Annotated in this window: 17 protein-coding genes and 1 riboswitch; of the genes, 12 read left to right on the top strand and 5 right to left on the bottom strand. The window is 34.9% G+C overall.

All coding sequences use genetic code 11. From position 1 onward, the window contains the following. Positions 1–18 precede the first annotated feature (18 nt). From AB3U99_RS20915 to AB3U99_RS20885, 7 genes are all read left to right on the top strand, one after another. Complete coding sequence (locus AB3U99_RS20915) at positions 19–1,239, top strand: PLP-dependent aminotransferase family protein (RefSeq protein ID WP_400243680.1); 1,221 nt, start codon at positions 19–21, stop codon at positions 1,237–1,239. A 2-nt stretch (positions 1,240–1,241) separates the two neighbouring features. Beyond that, positions 1,242–2,234 carry a D-2-hydroxyacid dehydrogenase gene (locus tag AB3U99_RS20910; RefSeq protein ID WP_400243679.1) on the top strand — a complete coding sequence of 331 codons (993 nt, stop codon included), beginning with the start codon at positions 1,242–1,244 and terminating at the stop codon, positions 2,232–2,234. Between the two features lie 243 nt (positions 2,235–2,477). Beyond that, positions 2,478–2,561, top strand: a riboswitch (cyclic di-GMP riboswitch). A gap of 273 nt (positions 2,562–2,834) precedes the next feature. After that, complete coding sequence (locus tag AB3U99_RS20905) at positions 2,835–3,518, top strand: MBL fold metallo-hydrolase (RefSeq protein WP_400243678.1); 684 nt, start codon at positions 2,835–2,837, stop codon at positions 3,516–3,518. A 17-nt stretch (positions 3,519–3,535) separates the two neighbouring features. Continuing rightward, positions 3,536–4,099 carry a TetR/AcrR family transcriptional regulator gene (locus AB3U99_RS20900; RefSeq protein ID WP_400243677.1) on the top strand — a complete coding sequence of 188 codons (564 nt, stop codon included), beginning with the start codon at positions 3,536–3,538 and terminating at the stop codon, positions 4,097–4,099. A gap of 245 nt (positions 4,100–4,344) precedes the next feature. Next, entirely contained in the window at positions 4,345–5,103 is a 759-nt protein-coding gene (locus tag AB3U99_RS20895; protein WP_400243676.1) for a LytR/AlgR family response regulator transcription factor, read from the top strand. Positions 5,104–5,369: 266 nt separating this feature from the next. Then, entirely contained in the window at positions 5,370–6,086 is a 717-nt protein-coding gene (locus tag AB3U99_RS20890) for an EAL domain-containing protein (protein ID WP_400243675.1), read from the top strand. A gap of 314 nt (positions 6,087–6,400) precedes the next feature. Next, a complete protein-coding gene (locus AB3U99_RS20885) occupies positions 6,401–7,114 on the top strand; it encodes a LytR/AlgR family response regulator transcription factor (protein ID WP_400243674.1) in 714 nt (237 codons plus the stop codon). 497 nt (positions 7,115–7,611) lie between these two features. Here the strand turns inward: AB3U99_RS20885 and AB3U99_RS20880 are convergent, their stop codons facing one another. After that, a complete protein-coding gene (locus AB3U99_RS20880) occupies positions 7,612–8,628 on the bottom strand; it encodes a FecCD family ABC transporter permease (RefSeq protein WP_400243673.1) in 1,017 nt (338 codons plus the stop codon). Next, a complete protein-coding gene (locus AB3U99_RS20875) occupies positions 8,628–9,665 on the bottom strand; it encodes a FecCD family ABC transporter permease (protein ID WP_400243672.1) in 1,038 nt (345 codons plus the stop codon). Before AB3U99_RS20875 ends, AB3U99_RS20880 begins: the two co-directional genes overlap by 1 nt. Before the next feature lie 185 nt (positions 9,666–9,850). Between AB3U99_RS20875 and AB3U99_RS20870 the strand changes: the two genes are divergently transcribed. Beyond that, positions 9,851–10,819 (top strand): iron-hydroxamate ABC transporter substrate-binding protein, encoded by a 969-nt coding sequence (locus AB3U99_RS20870; protein WP_400243671.1) that lies wholly within the window; start codon positions 9,851–9,853, stop codon positions 10,817–10,819. A 358-nt stretch (positions 10,820–11,177) separates the two neighbouring features. Here the strand turns inward: AB3U99_RS20870 and AB3U99_RS20865 are convergent, their stop codons facing one another. Continuing rightward, positions 11,178–12,089 carry an AraC family transcriptional regulator gene (locus tag AB3U99_RS20865; RefSeq protein ID WP_400243670.1) on the bottom strand — a complete coding sequence of 304 codons (912 nt, stop codon included), beginning with the start codon at positions 12,087–12,089 and terminating at the stop codon, positions 11,178–11,180. Positions 12,090–12,228: 139 nt separating this feature from the next. Between AB3U99_RS20865 and AB3U99_RS20860 the strand changes: the two genes are divergently transcribed. Further along, a complete protein-coding gene (locus AB3U99_RS20860; RefSeq protein WP_400243669.1) occupies positions 12,229–13,491 on the top strand; it encodes a glycoside hydrolase family 27 protein in 1,263 nt (420 codons plus the stop codon). A gap of 139 nt (positions 13,492–13,630) precedes the next feature. Then, positions 13,631–16,294 carry a beta-L-arabinofuranosidase domain-containing protein gene (locus AB3U99_RS20855; protein ID WP_400243668.1) on the top strand — a complete coding sequence of 888 codons (2,664 nt, stop codon included), beginning with the start codon at positions 13,631–13,633 and terminating at the stop codon, positions 16,292–16,294. A gap of 324 nt (positions 16,295–16,618) precedes the next feature. On the opposite strand, the gene AB3U99_RS20850 is transcribed toward AB3U99_RS20855, so the two are convergent. After that, positions 16,619–17,485 (bottom strand): metal-dependent hydrolase, encoded by an 867-nt coding sequence (locus AB3U99_RS20850; protein WP_400243667.1) that lies wholly within the window; start codon positions 17,483–17,485, stop codon positions 16,619–16,621. Between the two features lie 44 nt (positions 17,486–17,529). After that, positions 17,530–18,174, bottom strand: a complete 645-nt coding sequence (locus AB3U99_RS20845) for a hypothetical protein (RefSeq protein ID WP_400243666.1) — start codon at positions 18,172–18,174, stop codon at positions 17,530–17,532. 273 nt (positions 18,175–18,447) lie between these two features. Between AB3U99_RS20845 and AB3U99_RS20840 the strand changes: the two genes are divergently transcribed. Together AB3U99_RS20840 and AB3U99_RS20835 are read left to right on the top strand one after the other, a co-directional pair. Further along, a complete protein-coding gene (locus AB3U99_RS20840) occupies positions 18,448–18,609 on the top strand; it encodes a hypothetical protein (RefSeq protein WP_400248179.1) in 162 nt (53 codons plus the stop codon). Next, entirely contained in the window at positions 18,539–18,727 is a 189-nt protein-coding gene (locus tag AB3U99_RS20835) for a hypothetical protein (RefSeq protein WP_400243665.1), read from the top strand. The genes AB3U99_RS20840 and AB3U99_RS20835 overlap by 71 nt, the downstream gene beginning before the upstream one ends. The last annotated feature ends 234 nt before the right edge of the window (positions 18,728–18,961 follow it).

Here is an 18,961-nt window from a genome sequence, read left to right as displayed (position 1 = left end):
TATAGATGGGGGAAATGTATGGAATTAGTAAAAGAATATCCAATATCAAAGAGGTTTCCAGAATTACCTTTATTATCTGCAGCTAATGCGAAAAAGCATCCCGATTTAATTCCATTTGCCTTTGGTCATCCTGCAAAAGAATCATTTGATATTTCACTATTGTCTGATTCAGCTGTGTCGGCATTACAATTAGATGGACCAAGGGCTTTGCAATACTCGGGAGGAGCAGGTCCAGATCATGTTGTAAATTGGATCCAGCAAAGATCGAAACATGTATCTATCATAGTAGAAACACAAAATATTCTTGTTACGGCTGGTTCTATGCAAGCTATCGACTTAGCAACGAGAACATTAACAGACCCTGGTGATCATGTTTGGGTGGAGGCGCCGACTTTTTTTGGGGCAATTAGACAGTTCTCCCTAGCTGAAGTAAAGATTTCCTCTATACCCATGGATCAAAATGGTTTAATGACAGACGAGCTCGAACGTAAATTGAAAGAAGCAGTTAAGGATAATGCACCGATTCCCAAGTTTATTTATGTGATGCCAAATTATCATAATCCTACTGGCGTTTGTTTATCGATAGAAAGAAGAAAGAAGCTTGCTGAACTTGCCTATGAATATAATTTTTATATATTGGAAGATGATGCTTATGTAGAGCTTAGTTTTTCTGGAGAGAAGCTGCCCTCTATTTATTCCTTTGGACCGAAAAGGGTTATCTATTTAAGTACCTTTTCTAAAACAATTGCACCAGGAATTAGAATGGGCTGGGCTTTAGCCGATGATGAAGTCATTATTCAGCGAATGAAAATGTTAAAATCGGATGGATCAACAAGTGTTTTTGTTCAAGAAATTATTTCTCATTTCTTAGCTGATGTTAAATTTGAATACCATATGAAAAGAATAAATGATTTATATTGTGCTAGAAAAGATGCAATGATTAACGCTGTAAAGGAATGTTTTGGGGAAGAAGTGGCATTTACAGAGCCAGAAGGCGGCTTCTTTCTTTGGCTAAGCTTTCCTAAAGAAGTAAATACAAGCGAATTTGCAAGTGCTGCACTTTCAAGAGGGGTCAGTTTTATTGAAAGTAAATTCTTTTATGTAGATCGTGCAGAAACAAATCATATCCGATTAAGCTTTACTTTTACAAATGAAGAGGATATCCAAAAAGGAGTAAAGAGAATCGCAGAGTCGTATTACCAATGCAAAAAAAGCATCGAAGTATTAAACGGGGTGTGAAAATGGAAAAAATAATGGTTAAAAAAAAGCAGCCCAAGGTTTATTTTAGACGAAATGTTCCAAATGATTTTTTGTCGAAATATAAAGAAATTTCCCAGGTAATAATAGAACCTTGGAATTTTAAAGGAGAACAACCAATTCCAACAAAGGAATTACAGGAATGTGATGTTTTGTTTACGGTTGGACTTAAGGATGATTTAGAAATTTTAAAGTATGCACCTAATATTAAATGGATTCATTCCGTTAGTGTTGGAATAGATGCGATGTTAAACGACCAGATAAAAAATAGTGATATCGTGATAACCAACTCAAAAGGAGCTACATCTATTCCAATTGCAGAGCATACAATCGCACTGATTACTTCCTTTGCAAGAGGACTTCCCAAACAGTACAAAAACCAGGCAAAGCAATTATGGACAGATGTATCTGTCATTGATTTAGATACATCAACCGTTGGAATCATTGGATATGGAGAAATAGGATATCAAGTAGCCAAGAGATGTAAAAGTTTAGGAATGAAAGTAATTGGCTGCCGCAGGACTACTAATGGAAAAAGAAGAGAAGATTGTCCAGCAGACTCGGTTGTTGACCTTTCAGAAGTAGATCAAGTAATCGCTTGCTCAGATTTTGTCGTTCTTGCATTGCCTTCTACAGAAGAAACCGTTCATTTTATGGATAAGACACGATTAAAAAAGATGAAGAAAAATAGCCATTTGATAAATATTGGAAGAGGAAATGCTATTGTAGAAAAGGATTTAATAGAGGTTCTAGAGGAGGGGAAAATAGGAGGAGTAGCCTTAGATGTCTTTGATATAGAGCCATTACCTGAGGAACACCCATTTTGGCTACTCGATAATGTCGTGATTACTCCTCATATAGCTTACAAGTCTGCTAGACATACAGAAAGAGTATTTGCGATGTTTTTGCAGAATTTACAATTATATTCAGAAGGAAAACCATTATTAAATGTAGTCAATAAGCAGCTAGGATATTAGGTAGGAGGATTAGGAGAAGTCGTTATTCTATAAGAATAATGGCTTTTTTACAATTAAGTACAGTAATTAAGATACAATTTTTCATCTAAGCGAATGACTAAACTATGCTTCTAATTGAATGTTTCAACGTGGAATATAATGCATCCAAGTATATAATCATAGAAAAATATATCGAATTTGTTGAAGCTATTTTCTTTCTTCGTCCATATTTTTATAGTAAAATAGTACCAATAATAAAAATAGTTAGTTTAAAGGCAAACTTTCCTGAAAAGGTGGGACGCAAAGTCACAGATCTAAGGCAACAGCTAAGATGGCTGGATTACCAGATTATTGGAATGGGGATGGGAAAATGAAATTTGGTGCTATTATTTGTTTTCTAAAAAGACGCCATAAATTTAGTTATTACTCCAATAAATGTGTACGATGCGGAAAAAAACGAAGAATTTAAATGTTGAATTGCCTATTGGATGATATTTAATTATAGAATGAGACTCATTTGGGTCTTGTTCTTTTTATTTATTAATAGAAACTTGCAAAAAACTAATAGCATTAGTTAAAATAAAAACTAATGCTATTAGTTTTTGTGAGGAGGTTTATCTATTGAGAATTATTCATCGCAATTTTTTATATCAATTAACTTTTTTGCCAATGATTTTCCCAGTGAACTGCTATCTCATTGAAGAGGGGGAAGAACTAACATTAGTTGATACTGCTTTGCCCTTTAGTTATAAAAAAATCCTCGAGTTTGCGGAAAAACAGAAAAAACCGATAACAAAAATTATTTTAACCCATGCACACGGAGACCATATTGGATCATTAGATGCTTTAAAAGAGAAACTATCGGATGCAAAAGTTTATATATCAGCACGTGATGCTCGCATATTGGCTGGCGACCATTCCATTGACAAGGAAGAGGAACCGTTTGTATTAAAAGGAGGCTTACCGAAAAATATCAGAACAAAACCAGATGTTCTTATTAAAGATGGTGATCAGATAGGTTCGCTACTATGTATTTCTTTACCAGGGCATACACCGGGGAGCTTCGGTTTTATCGACAAGCGTGATAATAGCTTAATAGCAGGGGATGCTTTTCATACTAGAGGGGGCCTTGCAATAAGTGGCCAATTTAGACTGTTCTTTCCATTTCCAGGAATGGCGACTTGGAATAAAGCTGAGGCTGTAAACAGTGCGAAGAAAATTCTTCCATTAAATATTAGTCTTCTCGCAACTGGACATGGGGACTTACTTGAAATTCCTCAAGCTGCAATCAAATCATTATTCTAAAAAGAAAGGAGAAACCGATGTCACCAAGAGCAGGCATAACGAATAAGGAAATAATTACAACAGCAATCGAAATAGCTAATACTGAAGGATTAAAGGAAGTAACGATGGCGAACTTAGCGAAACGACTTGGTGTCAAACCGCCTTCTCTCTATAATCATATTAATGGGCTTTCTGATATTATGAACCTTCTAACATTACGGGCCCTAGAAGATTTATATCGGTTATTAAAACAGGCCATTACGGATGCAAAAAAAGAGGAAGCGATTCATCCTCTAAGCGTTGCTTACTTAACATATGCTAGAGAGCAGCCGGGATTATATGCACTAACCATCGAATCCGCTTCCAAAAAAGAAAAAGACATTACCACCGTTGCTAATCAAATAATTGACTTGATAACAGAAATATTAGAACCGTATAATCTAAGCAAAGAAGATATGATTCACGCTATTCGCGGCTTAAGAAGTATTCTTCATGGCTTTGCTTCCATCGAAAATCACAAAGGGTTTGGCATGCCGATCGATATTGACAAAAGCTTTTATTATTTAATTTCTACCTTTATAAAAGGATTGGAACAGCAATGAAGTGGTGATAAGATTTTTTAATGAGAAAGGGCTCACTATGCATCATGACCTCTTTTTTCATGGAGATAAGTTTGCAGAAATAGCATTTAGCTGGTTCAAAGCAAAGGAAGGTGGTAAAATAGTTCAGTTACTTAACTAAATTAAATGATTGCGTTATATTAATAATAGCTTTACTATTCACAAAAGTAAATATATGAAAGAAGAAGGATGCTCATCTCATTTGATGTAGCATTGCTGCTAGTAAAATGCTACATCAAATGAAGGGAGTAATTATGTCAATAAGGACGATTATAGCGGATGGAGACAACCAAATGAAAGCATGTATTCGTTATTATCTAAAGGCTTATAAACAAATCGAAATCATTGATGAGTGTGGTAATGGCATGGAGTTAGTTGATAAGCTTTTGCAGTGGCAGCCAGATTTAGTTATAACGGAAATAAATCTACCATTATTAAATGGACTCGAAGTGATGAAACAATGTAGTGTACAAAACTTGGATGTTCACTTTATTTTTCTTGCTGAGTCCGAAGAATTTGCATTTCCTGCATTTGAATTAGAAGCAACTGATTATCTTGTAAAACCAATAGAGAAATTCCGCTTATATAAAGCCATTGAAAAAGCCAAGCGAATGATAGCTTGGAAAATTGAGAATAAGGAACTGGTTTCTTTTAATAATTTACCAGTTAAATATAGTAAAGGGATACATTACATAAAAAAGGAGGATATCCTTTTTATTGAGAAGATAGAAAAGAAATGTTATATATACACAACGGATAAAGTGTTTGAAACACAGGAAAACATCGGTGATTTGCTAAATCAATTAAATGATACCTTTTTGCTATCTCATCGTTCCTACATTATTAACTTAGAAAAAGTGGTCGAGGTTCGTTCTTGCAAAGAAACTTTTATCGCTTTTTTTAATGGAGTAGAGAGAGGTGCGAAGATATCAAAGCTAAAAATTAATGAAGTAAAAAAAAGAATGTCCGATTTATTAAAAATATAATTCCTTTTACCTATAAAATCGGAATTGAATCTATATACGGTACGACAAAACAGTGACGTTTATGTCGAAACATAGTGTATTTTGTAGAAGGTTTAAAATGTTTGTTATCTTGTTTAAAAAGTACTTATTGGTTTCCAAAAAGGCTCTATTTGTGTCTAAAATGCTACTTTCCAAATAGACAATTAATGACAAATTCGGTAAATTTACATGTAGGATAGAGAAATGGAAATAATCATGACTTTTGCACTATTTTGGAGGAAACCTAAGTGGATGAAATAACAGCATTAAAGGATAAGAATTATTATCATGTGTATCAACCGATCTGGAATATCAAAGAGTGGAAAATAATTGGATATGAATCATTATTTCGAATTGCAAATGATCAAGAAATATCGATTGAAACATTTTTTGAAGAGGCGAGAGAAGAAAATTATTTATATGAATTAGATACCTTTCTAATCAATAGTACAATTGAAAACTTCCAATCTCTTTCACCAAGAAGCAAAAAGCCACTATTTGTAAATGTTTTTCCATCTACCATTTTACATAAAGGTTTTAAAATGTTTGTTTCAACTTTAATAAGGAATTTTCCAACGATGAAAGGAAAGATAGTCTTTGAATTAAATGAAACTATTTTAGAAAGTGCGTTATGGAATATGCCATTATTTAAGGAAAGACTCTCGATTCTAAAGGCTAATCAGTTTCAAATAGCTATAGATGATTTTGGAAAGGGAGTAGCAAATTTTCAAAGTATCATGGAGATTTCTCCCGACATTATTAAAGTAGATCGTTATTTTTCAAATAATTTAGCATTTTCACCGGAAAAGCAGAAATTCGTTAATCATTTATTAGATATTGCAGATGAAGAGATGAAAATTATTTTAGAAGGAATTGAAGAAGAAACAGATCTAGCGATGACAAAGGCGTTGAGGGTTCCTTTTGGACAAGGTTTTTTGTTGGGAAAACCAGAAATTCTTGTTTAATATATTGATTTGGAAATAAAATAGGTGAATTATCCGACTATAAATTAGCTATTTTAGGAGATGGAAAAAGACGATATTATATAGGGGAGATAACAAGCAATTTATGCTATCATCATTGGAAGTGTTACAAAATGAGTTATAGTCCACTTAGAGGATTTACAAGTAAAAAAGTGAGGGGGATTAGACAGAAATCATGTTGCTGGTAAAACAGAATAAAGATTTATGTAATATATGCTTTGCCCAATTAGTGACTCCTTAACTATACATTAAGTACAAGATGAATGGGAAGCATTCTTTTATAGAAAGGAGAGAGAATGGAAACGCTAACGATAGCGGTAGCTGATAAGGATTCCGATATAATTTTTTCTATAAGGGAATCTATTGCTATACATTCTAATTTTGAATTCATAGGTGAAGCAAAAACTGGTGAAGATTTAGTAGAATTGATTTTTTTAAAACAACCGAATGTAGTTATTGTTGACTATGACTTGCCATCCATCCATTCCACTCTTTTTAACAGCGAATATAAAGAGTATCTTCCCGCTTTTCAACTAATCCTAATCGGAGGGGATAAGAACCTAGCAATAGAAGCATTTAATTACTCGGCAGTTGGTTATTTACCAAGACCAATTGACTTTTCGAGATTAATTTCCTGCTTATATAAAGCAAAAGAGTTTCATTCTATGAATTTACAGAATGAAACGGATAATAGAATCTTGATTAAATTAAACAATGGTTTTGTATATCTACGAATGGAAGATATATTATTCATAGAAATAATAGCAAGAAAAACAATTATTCATACAGTCAAGAATAAATATGAAACAACCGAATCCCTCCAATCCTTTGTTGACCGGTTGCCATGGTATTTTTACCGTACCCATCGCTCCTTTCTGATAAACCTAAATAAAATCGACCGCATCGAAATATTTGGTGAATCCTACCTAAGCTATTTTAAAGGAACCAATAAGTCTGCAGGTATTTCAAAATTAAAAATCCGCAAAGTTCATGCGCTTTTGATTAGGTAATTGGATAGGATGTCCAAAGAGGGACGGTTCTACTGAGGACCGATGTTCAACTAACTCATTTATCAATCCCTAACTTCGTCATACGTCTCCTTCTGTAGCGAGGAAATCATGTGACACCAACTATTTACAATTACAAAAAATTTGGATAAATAGTCCTCACAGTAACCGTCCCTCTGCGTCCCCCTCCTGTGCGGAATTTGGAAGGTGTGTATTTTTTTGCGTTTAAACATTTTGATGAAATTGCTTGGGGTGTTCCGTAAAGCTTTAAGCGTGGATCAAAAAAAGCCTCCTTCCATGGTAGGATAAAGTGGATTTCCCGACCACAATATCTCACCAAGGAAGGAGGCATATCCCATGAAGGACAAAGATAGTTTAGCAATTACAACATGTAATTGTAAATTTCACTCAGTATTTGCACCAAACTATAGAAGGTAAATTTAAATTATGAAAAGTATAAAAGAGTATTGTCCTCATTAGAACCGTCTTTCTGCTACCCATTATTCCTTAATAAGAAGATAGATAAAATAAGGTGCTCCTATGCAGGACAGAACAAGTCCGACAGGTATTTCTGAGCCAACCATTAGGCTTTTGGCGATTATATCTGATGTTAATAAGAGAAGGGCACCTATTAATGCTGCGACTGGTAGGAGACGTTGGTGTTTTGGGCCAACTAGCATTCTTGCTAAATGTGGGGCAAGGAGTCCTAAAAAGGAGATTCCTCCACCAACAGAAACACATGCGCCTGAAAGTCCTACTGCAATAAGTAAAAGCATTCCTCGTTCTTTTTCAATGGATACACCAAGTCCTTTGGCGAGATTATCTCCTAGCTGTAGTAAATTGATGGATTGAAATTTCATCATAGCGATAGGAACAAGAATAAGTATCCATGGTAAAAGAGCAAGAACATAGCTCCAACTAGCGCTCCATATACTCCCCGATAGCCAAATAGTCGCTTGAGTAAAATCGCGAGGATCCATCATTAATTGAAAAATAATAATCAAGGCACCAAATGCAGCATTAATTCCTATACCAACCAATACTAAACGAACAGGTGTAACCCCATCCTTCCAAGCGATAACATAAATTAATGCAGCGGCAACTAAGGCTCCAGCAAGGGCAAAAAATGGCATAATATAAACAGATAATGATCCTGCTTGCAAAGCACTTCCTTGAATAAAGAAGATATAAAGAATAACGGCAAAACCAGCTCCAGAATTAATACCAATAATCCCTGGGTCCGCTAAACTATTTCTTGATACCCCTTGTAAAATTGCCCCAGCAATAGCCATTCCGATTCCAATTAAAATCGCGATTACAGATCGGGGCAGCCTAAAATTATATAAAATATTAAAGTTTTGAGTGGAGCCTTTGCCTGTAAAGGCCTCTATAATCTCAATCGGGCTAATTTTTATCGTCCCCATATTTAGACTAAGAAAGAAAACAAAAACAATCGCCACAATTAGAATCGTACTAACGATAAATAATTTAGTATTACTTAATTTTGAAGAAGACATTAGAGACCTCTCCCTTCTCGACGTGCTAAATAAAGAAAGAAAGGAACTCCAATTATTGCAGTAATTGCCCCTAAAGGTGTTTCAAAAGGAGGGTGAACCAATCGTGCGACTACATCTGACAGCACTAATAGAAGAGCACCTGCGACCGCAGAGCAAGGAATGATTAATCGATAATCCGATCCTACGATAAAACGAACGATATGAGGGACAACAAGTCCAACAAAGCCGATGGTTCCGCCGACTGCAACGGCAGCACCTGTTAAAAGCAAAACTACAATGGTGCCTAATAGCTTTACAATACCGACCTTCTGCCCTAAACCAGCAGCAACGTCCTCGCCTAAGCTTAAAATGGTGATGGATCTGCTAATGAAAAAAGCTAAGGTTAACCCTACAATTGCTACTGGAATAAGCAATTGTACATTAATCCATTGAACTCCAGCGACTCCTCCTGCATACCAAAAACTAATATCCTTTGCTACATCAAAACGAAGAGCAATTCCTGTAGAAATCGAACCAAGAAATGCGCTGATTGCAGTACCAGCTAGAGCCAATTTCATAGGTGTTAAACCTCTTTTCGAAAGGGCACCGATTAAAAAGACTAGGGCTGCCCCTAACCCTGCTCCAATAAAGGCAAATAGCATAATGATTGTATTGGAAACAATAGGCATAAACGCAAATGCGATAGATACTGTAAACATGGCACCAGATGTAACGCCCATTATAGAAGGAGAAGCGAGTGCATTTCTCGTCATCCCTTGCATAATCGCTCCGGAAACAGCAAGACTTGCCCCAATAAAAGTAGCAGCAAGTGCTCTCGGTAAACGTAAACGATAAACGATTTGATGAGCGGTTGAAGTACTATCAAAATGAAAAATACCCTGTATAACGGTTGATAGATTAATGTCTGCTACGCCTAAAATAATCGACAAGCAAATAGAAATTAAAAGTAGAAGGATGCCGATTATGAGAACCAAGGTTGCAGCTTTGGGTCTGAATATTGTACCGTTGTCACTTCCTAAAGAATGGCTTTTACTCATGAAGAACCTACTTTCCGATTAAATAAAATAGAGATAATAATAATATGTAAATTGTCGAATAATAATAGATACGGTAAACTTTTCAATTCATTTTACTATAAAATTAATTGAAAATCGATATTTATATTGAAAGTGATAATCGTTATCATTTATAATCTGTTTATAACCTATTAGGAGGATACATAATGAAAAATCGCAAAATGAAATCGATATTATTTATTTGTTTACTACTGGTTTTCACTGTTCTAGCAGCATGTGGAAATAATAATAGTAAAGAAGATAACAATAAAGAAAACGTTGGGTCTAATGAAGCAACGGAACGTACATTAACAGATGCAATCGGAAATGAAGTGAAAGTTCCGGCAGAGCTGAAAAGTATTATTGGTTCTTACTTAGAAGATGATTTAATAGCATTAGGGGTGACTCCTGTAGCACAATGGTCGATTCAAGAAGGAAAAGGAGTGCAAGATTACCTTCAAGAAGATTTAAAGGATATTCCAACTATTGATTCTACATTGCCATACGAAGCAGTATCTAGCTTTACTCCTGATCTAGTATTAATGTCATCGGCTACAGAAGTAGAGGGTGCAAAATATGATCAATATGCCAAAATTGCACCAACATATGTTGTTTCAAAGGAAAATAATAATGACTGGCGTACAAGACTACAAACAATTGGTGAAGTTTTAGATAAAAAAGAAGAAGCAGAAAAAGTATTAGCAGACTATAACCAAAAAGCAGAAGAGGCAAAAGCAAAAATTCAAGAATCCATTAAGGACGAATCAGCTGCAGCAATTTGGCTTGTATCCAATCAATTATTTATTGTAGGAGAAAATGTTTCAAGCGGTGCTGTGCTATATGGAGATTTAGGCTTAAAAGTACCAGAAGTAGTAAAAGAAATTTCAGCAACAGCAACAGGAAACTGGTCTGCCATTTCATTAGAAAAGCTAGCACAACTAGATGCAGATCATTTATTCTTAATCAACAGTGATGGAGAAGGGGCTGAAGTACTAAAAGACTCCCTATGGTCCAATATCCCAGCGGTGAAAAACGGAAACATTTACGGATACGGCCCAGATACAAGCTGGCTATATTCTGGACCAATTGCTAATACACAAATTATTGAAGATGTTGTGGAAAGCTTAGTGAAGTAGTTCAGAGAACGAATTAAAAAGGATCGTTTTTTCAGAAAGACATAAACAATATTTTTTATTGATAAAAAAACGAATAAAAGCAAGTGGGATAATAGAACATTTTTCTCCCTTGCTTTTTGTTTTTAGATGGCATTACTTAAAGCTTTTTTATCATTAATAGTTCTTAATCTATTAGCAATCGCTTTTATGTTACTAGTATCAGGGTAGTGGATTATAGGCTGTTCGCATCTCTATTATCTGTCATTTTTCATTGTTAGGATAATCAGTTTATTTTAAAAAAGTCCAACCACCAATATAGGGTACTTGGACTTTTTGCTTTGATTTAATTTAATTTTTTATAAGTTAGAGGAGTGGTGTTTTATTTCATTTCAGATAATAACCAGTTATTATTATCTAATCTTAATTGACCATTAATGGTTGAACTCTCAAGAGGCTGTCCATGAAGCTTTCTGTAATTTCTAGGAGACATAGAAAAATTCTTCTCAAAAGTATTACTGAAATACTGTCTGCTATTAAAACCTGTTTGAAAGGCGATTTCCGTTATGCTTTTATTTGAGTTTATTAGTAAGAAGCAGGCGCGTTCAAGTCTTTTTTTAGATATAAATTCACCTATAGAATAGCTCGTATAATCCTTAAAAAGTTTGTGGAGATAAGACTTATTAATACCCACTTCTCCAGCGATTTTAGGAACGCTGAGGTCGTCTTCTAAATTATGTTGAATAAATGCTATTGCTTTATTTATATAGTGCATTCCTTTCGCACTTTTTTCCGTAGCAAGTGCGTGAAATAGTTCCAGTATCATTCTTTGAAAGAGAATATTCGTTAAAAAAGTGAATTCAGATGATGTATTTGAATGAGCAGTGGTCATTAAATTAATTAAGTCTTTAATAGCATAGCCTAAGCTTCGAGAATCGTTCGAAACAATAAACACAGGCTTTATTGACGAAATTTCTTGATAGGATTCAGAAGCATTTTTTAGTGGCTCTAAATCAAAGTCATTAATATCCGTTCCGACTAAGAACTCAATATTTAGTAAGGTACATTGTTGATTTACCAGTAATGTATGAGGAATAAAGGAATCAAGGAAAATAAACTCTTTTTCTTTTAATAAAAGTTTTTGATTGTTGACAGTTATTTCACAACTTCCAGTAGTTACATACATGATTTCGCAGGAAGAGTGCTGATGTGTGCCCATACTAAAATTTGATAGATTAAGAGCATAAAATGCGGTTAGCTGTGCGTAACGATAATCTTTTCCATAAATACTCATATGATCACCTTTTCAAATAAAATATACGACAATATCTTTCCTTTTTTATTTGTTTAAAGAATAGGTTAAATCTTCTTTCTTAAAATATTGTATCATTTTTAATGAAATCGTTATCAATATATTTTGGGGTGAAAAACATATGACATTTTTAGATTTTGCTAAGACTCCGCCTATGGGCTGGAATAGCTGGGATTGTTATGGTGCTTCGGTTAGAGAAGAGGAAGTGAGAGACCATGCTTTATTTATGAGTAAGCATCTTAAGCCATATGGTTGGGAGTACATCGTAATTGATATCCAATGGGCAGAGCCAAAAGCTAAATCGACTAGGTATAATCAATTTTTTCCGTTAAATATGGACGAATATTCAAGGTTAATTACTGCAGCGAATCGATTTCCTTCTTCTAAGCAGGGGCAAGGCTTTAAGGCTTTGGGGGAATATATTCATCAACTAGGATTGAAATTTGGAATTCATATCATGCGTGGAATTCCTCGGCAGGCTGTTCATCAAAATACAGCTATTAAGGGGACGGATAAACGAGCTAGAGATATTGCCATGAACAATATTTGTCCTTGGAACTCGGATATGTATGGGGTTAACGTTGATTTGCCAGAAGGACAGCTTTATTATGACTCTTTAATGGAGCTTTATGCTTCTTGGGGTGTGGATTTCATTAAAGTGGATGATATTGCCTATTCAAGATTATACGATGATGCTCATAAAAAAGAAATCGCGGCGATTCGTAAAGCAATTGATAAAACAAAGCGACCGATTGTTCTTTCTTTATCACCTGGTCCTGCACAATTGAAAAATGGAATGTTTTTGCAGGATCACGCTAATATGTGGAGATTAACGGATGATTTTTGGGATCACTGGGATGCTTTATATCGTATGTTCGATCGAGCAGCAGAGTGGGTGTCCTATGTTCGCCCAGGAAATTGGCCAGATTGTGATATGTTACCGTTGGGACATATTGGGATTCGTGCAGTTGATGGAGGCGGGGGAGATAGCTGGACAAGGTTCACAAAGGACGAACAGTATTTGTTAATGAGTTTATGGACCATTTTCCAATCCCCATTAATGTATGGAGGAACATTGCCAGATATTGATGATTTTACTTTAAGCTTATTTACAAATGAAGAAGTACTAGATATGTATCAAACACTAACCTATCGTCGTCAAGTTTATCGTGATGATAATTGGATCATTTGGGAAGGTCGTAGTGAAAAAGATGAGTACATTTCCTTCTTTAATGTAGGGGAGTCTAACCTGGAGATCCCAAGGGAGCTATCTGATAGATTTGTTGGAATGAATAGAGAAGTTCGAGATTTATGGGGGAAAAAAGATATTCGATTGGATGAACAAGTAGTAAACGCTCATGGAGCAATTTTAATTAGAAAGTAAGAAACGGACAGAAGCCTCAGTTTGTAGACAAAAGGGGATTAGGATAAAAAACTTTGTCCCCATTTTGGCAATATATTAATTTAGTTGATACCTGGTTTTTTAACTACTACTCTCGATAGAATATAAGGGGATGATATACATGCGAGCGATTCCAACGGAACAGATAATTATTAAGGATGAAGAATTACGAAGAGCGCAAGATAACTGTGTTAATTACTTACTATCGCTTGAACCAGAGCGATTTCTTTATGAAATCTATAAAGTCGCAGAGCTAGATCCAATGACAGAAGAGGGGTACCAAGGGTGGGAAAGAAGTGACAAAATGAATTTTCGCGGACATTTCTTTGGTCACTATATTTCTTCTCTTTCACTGGCACTAGGAACGGTAAAAGAGGAAGAGGTTAGAAAGAAATTACGTAATAAATTATTGATTGCCATAGAAGGGCTAAGTAGTGCTCAAATCGAATACGGAAAAAAACATCCCAATAGTTATGGCTATGTTTCCGCATTTAGAGAGATAGCATTAGATGAAGTGGAAGGATTCCCTGTAGATCCCAAGGAAAAAGAAAATGTACTTGTCCCTTGGTACAATTTGCATAAAATTTTAGCTGGTCTAACAGCTGCATATGAAGCATTGCAATCTACTTCTCCTGACCTGGCAAGAACGGCTTTAGAAACTGCTAGTGCGTTTGGGGATTATGTTTATCAACGCATGTTAAGAATGCCAAATAAGGAAAAAATGTTAACCATTGAATACGGTGGGATGAATGACGGTTTATATCAATTATTCTCCCTTACGAAAAGAAAAGAGCATTTGATTGCTGCAGGTTATTTTGACGAAGTTCAGTTATTTAAGGAATTAGCTGATGATAAAGATGTGCTAGCAGGGAAACATGCAAACACGATGATTCCGAAGTTTATTGGTGCACTAAAAAGATATACAACGTTACAAGATGTTGAATCGTCTGGCCTTCTCTTACATGAGGAGGTAGAAAATCTACCTATGTACTTGAAAGCTGCAGAAAACTTTTGGGATATTGTTATTAAGTACCATATATATAGTACTGGAGGAAATAGTCAGAGCGAACATTTCCATGAAGCGAATATGTTATTTCATGATGCAGAGTTCCGAAATGGGGATTGCACGTGTGAGACGTGTAATACGCATAATATGTTGAAGCTATCACGGGAGCTTTTTAAAGTTACCGGTAATAAGAAGTATCTTGACTATTATGAGAAGACTTATATCAATGCGATTCTTGCCTCGCAGAATCCAGACAATGGCATGATGATGTATTTTCAACCAATGGGAGCTGGATACAATAAAGTTTATAATCGCCCATTCGATGAGTTCTGGTGCTGTATAGGAACAGGGATAGAGAGTTTTTCGAAGTTGTCTGATACATTCTATTTTATTAAGGATAATACGGTTTTCGTGAATCTGTATTTTACAAATGAAGTAAGTATTCCCAATGCTAATGTGAAACTAATACAACAGGTAAATCGGTCGACAGGTCAAGTATCCCTTCATTTTATTAGGCAAGAAGTAACTACGTTTGAGCCCATTAATCTACGTTTACGGCAGCCCGAATGGGTCTCGGAATATCAAAAATTCACTATAAATGGCATAGGGCAGACGATTCAGGCGACAAATGGTTTTTGGGAAATAATTGTAGAGGAAGAGGCTCATATCGAGTTTACCCTTCATTATCGTATAAAACTTATTAGTACAAATGATAACAAAGATTATATTTCCTTGAATTATGGGCCGTATGTTTTAAGCGCTCATCTTGGGAAAGATAAAATTTGGGAAGATATGCCGAATGGAGTATTAGTTCGTGTCGCAACAAAGGATCCATTAGCAGTCACAACATTAACGACAAGAATGCCAATAGATGAATGGAAAAGCAATTTATCCTTAAGACTAGAAGAAGTAAAAATGGCGAATAAAATAATTGCCTTTAAGGTGAAAGATATTGAAGAAGAGTTAATCTTTTCCCCCTATTATCAAATGCATGGAGAAAGATATGGGATCTATTTTCAGTTGCAAGAAAAAGATTCTGAATCTGCCCAGTCTGTCATCAAAAAGCAAAAAGAACGGGAACGTGAAAATAGTCTCATTATGGATCAGTTATATAATTTTGACGATAATAACTCCGAATATGCCAAACACTTAGAAAAAGAAAAATCAACGGTAAGCAGTTGGTGGGGACATCGATATCGGGTCGCTGAAAGAAATGGTAAATTTAGCTATTTATTCAATGTCGACGAAAATATTTCTGAAATCTTTTTAGAATTAAAGTTCATAGCGGAAGATGCAGGTAAGTCCATTATTTTAAGAATGAATGATGAAAATGAAGGGGAACGAATGATTACCGTCCCAGACGTTCCAGAAAAGGGATTACTATCCGAAAAGCTTATAATAGAGAATAAGTGGAAAGAGGATAAAATCAAGCTAACCTTTATGGCACCTAAGGGGGAAGAGAGCTGCCGATTATTTGGCATAACGCTACGTAATTCGTTAGCTTATTCTAATGAGGCTAGGATGAAAGGATTGAAGATTAGCAGAGGTATTCTAGAACCAGATTTTGATCCCAATACAAAAATGTATACAGTTAAAAAGGAAACAAGCAAAATTCTAACTAAGATAGATGTTGATCCAGCAGTTCTTGTATACGTCAATAATATTTTAATTGATGAAAAGCAGCCAAGGGAATTAACAGCTACACAAGTGATGAAAATTACTACAGTAGCTGCAGATTATGAAACAATGTTAGAGTATAAAATAAAAATAGATGGCTGAAGTGAGCGATTATTTAATAGATTTAGAAGAAGCATATGACCTCTTTAGGCTTTAGCCGAGAACCCTCGTGACTTCAGTCGTGGGTTGTTGACAATGGACATTATATTCCCGCTTATAAAGGATTAGAAATGTATTTGCTTCATTTTTAATAGGAGCATGATAATTGTAAAAAAAGAACCAATCAGTGAGGAATTCAGAAATTCTATCACTGAATGGTCTTTTTTTATAGTCAAGAAAGTATATGAAGTCAATTTTGTGCTGAAAAGTCCATTCTATCTAGAGGCTCTTTTAATAGGAATACAATGTCAGAGAAAATAAAAAACACTACTTATCCAAATACTCCCCTAAAAAAGATTCACCATTGCGGTAAAATCGTGGATCGTATATGCCGATTCTATTATTATCATCTACCACTACAACAAAGGGGGACCATTTATAAAGAGTAGCTGCAGCAGGATTTTCTGCAAATAACAAATCGAGGTCAGCTTTACTGCTAGAGGTAATTCGCTCTACAAATTCAGCTTTTGATAGAAGAGAATCATTGATGATATCTACTGTATCGTCATTTTTGCCAATGATGGTAAAATGCCAAGGAATAAAGCTAGCGGAAAGTGCAAGCTCCTGATAATCCTCGTAATAATTTTTGTATAAAATTGAGCCTTGTACAGATTGAATAGCGATATGAAGCACAATTAACACCCAACCAATTCGGAATATTAGATGTGTCTTTACTTTTGGATAAATCTTAGATGTGACAAAGGCTAGTAAAAAGATAAACCAGATAACTAAATCAACAATTGGAACAGTTCCAAAGGTTAATCGAACAGTTGAAAAAGGCTCGAGGTAACCTGTTCCCCACGCATTAAACAAATCACTAGTATTGTGGATAAATACCGCAAGCAGTGCGATAAAGTACGATTGGATTCCTTTTATTTTAAAAATAAAACGATTGATGATGTAAAAGAATAGTGCCCAAATTGGAGCTAGAAAAATAGAGTGCGTAATTCCTCTATGCCACATCTGATATTGCCCAGTAGTATCCCAAAGCTGTGATATAACGTCAATATCAGGAATTTGACTGGCTCCTATTGAAGTAAGGAGAAGGGCATATTTCTCTTTCTTACTCCTTTTTTCCTTATTAACACTTTGATAAATTCCGACACCGAATAAAGTATGTGTGATAGTATCCATATTTCCCCTTTCAAAAAATGAAGCAGTTATATTTCTATTTAAGATTAGTATCTTTCCTTTATTTTTTCTAATATTTCAATATATAGTTCATTTTTGGTGGATGTTCCCTTATTCATTTTTACAAGATGATACATCACAATAATAAAGAAGAATAACCAAGTAAATAACTTTACAATAAAATCGAATGCTTCATTTACCTTTACTTCTGTGTTAAATAGTCCCGGATTTTGAATGAGGTATAAAAGGATTCCACTAAATATAGTAGAAAATAGTGCCATAAATGTAGTGTTAAGAGTGACCGAGTTTCTTTGTGCCTTGAAGTATGCTAGTAGTAGCTCTCTTTTTTCCTTATCGATTTTTGTAAATGTCTCTTGGATAAGCTCAAGATTATCGACTAGATTGAATTTTGGCTTGAGGTCCTTAAAAAGGCTTTGCTCTAGCCTTTTGTCACCTATTCCTCCATCATCCATCCATTCTAAAAGGCTTTTATAATGCTTTTTTTTCCATCTAGTTTCTCTATTAGAGAGTAGATGTAAGAAGCTATCTAATAGAAAAATAATAAAAATCGAAAGCAGTATCGAAAAAATCCCATTGATAGCTGGTTGATTTAACACTTCTAATGTACTAATTATTGCCAATCCTGAAAATAACACAATAAAAACAAAAGTAGCCCATAGTATTCTGTTCATAAAATCATCACCAATACATATATAATTTAAGCAATATTTAACTTTATTTCCATTATAGCAATTTATTGGAGGTTGAGGGAAGGGGGACATGTAATTAGGATATATAGCCTTAGAAAGTAATATCTCTGCACAAGGTGGACATATCATGTAAGTAGGTGGAGAAATAATAGAACTTGTTTGCTTTATATTGAAAACGAATTCTTAAATATGAATAATATAAATAGAGCTTCATTATTATTAGAAACTAACAAATAATGAATAGGAGAATTGATCATGCAAAATGTAAAGATGACTGGATCCTTTTGGAAGCACTATCAAGATGTAGTAACGAAAAGCGTTATCCCTTATCAATGGAAAGCTTTAAATGACCAGCTTCCTGATACAGAGCCTAGTCATGCAATTGACTGGTTCACGTCTACAAGATTATTCAGCTGACTTATATTCGTTTAAGAGACCCTATTTAGAAGAAGTCACATTGACTGCTATTCCCTATTTTATGTGGGGGAATCGTGACAAAGGCGAAGTGAAGGTTTGGGTGAAAAAACAGCTTTAGTCGTAAGTAACGATTTTAATAGTTTTATAGGTGAGGCATGTAATTTTTATTTTATAAAAGAAACGAGGACATCGTCCCTTTTTAAGCGCTGTCCTCGTTTTTTAGTATATATAGGGCGTTCTTATAACTAATTTCAGTATCCTTGCGATTGCTAAATCTAACAGGTTCAAAGCAATCAAAAGTTAATAGATTTACTTTGAAAGTGATAAAACACAGGAGTCTTTAATGCTAGAA

Source organism: Niallia tiangongensis, assembly GCF_044704065.1.
In the GTDB taxonomy this organism is placed as follows: Bacteria; Bacillota; Bacilli; order Bacillales; family Cytobacillaceae; genus Niallia; species Niallia tiangongensis.
This window is presented reverse-complemented; position numbering and strand designations above follow the sequence as displayed.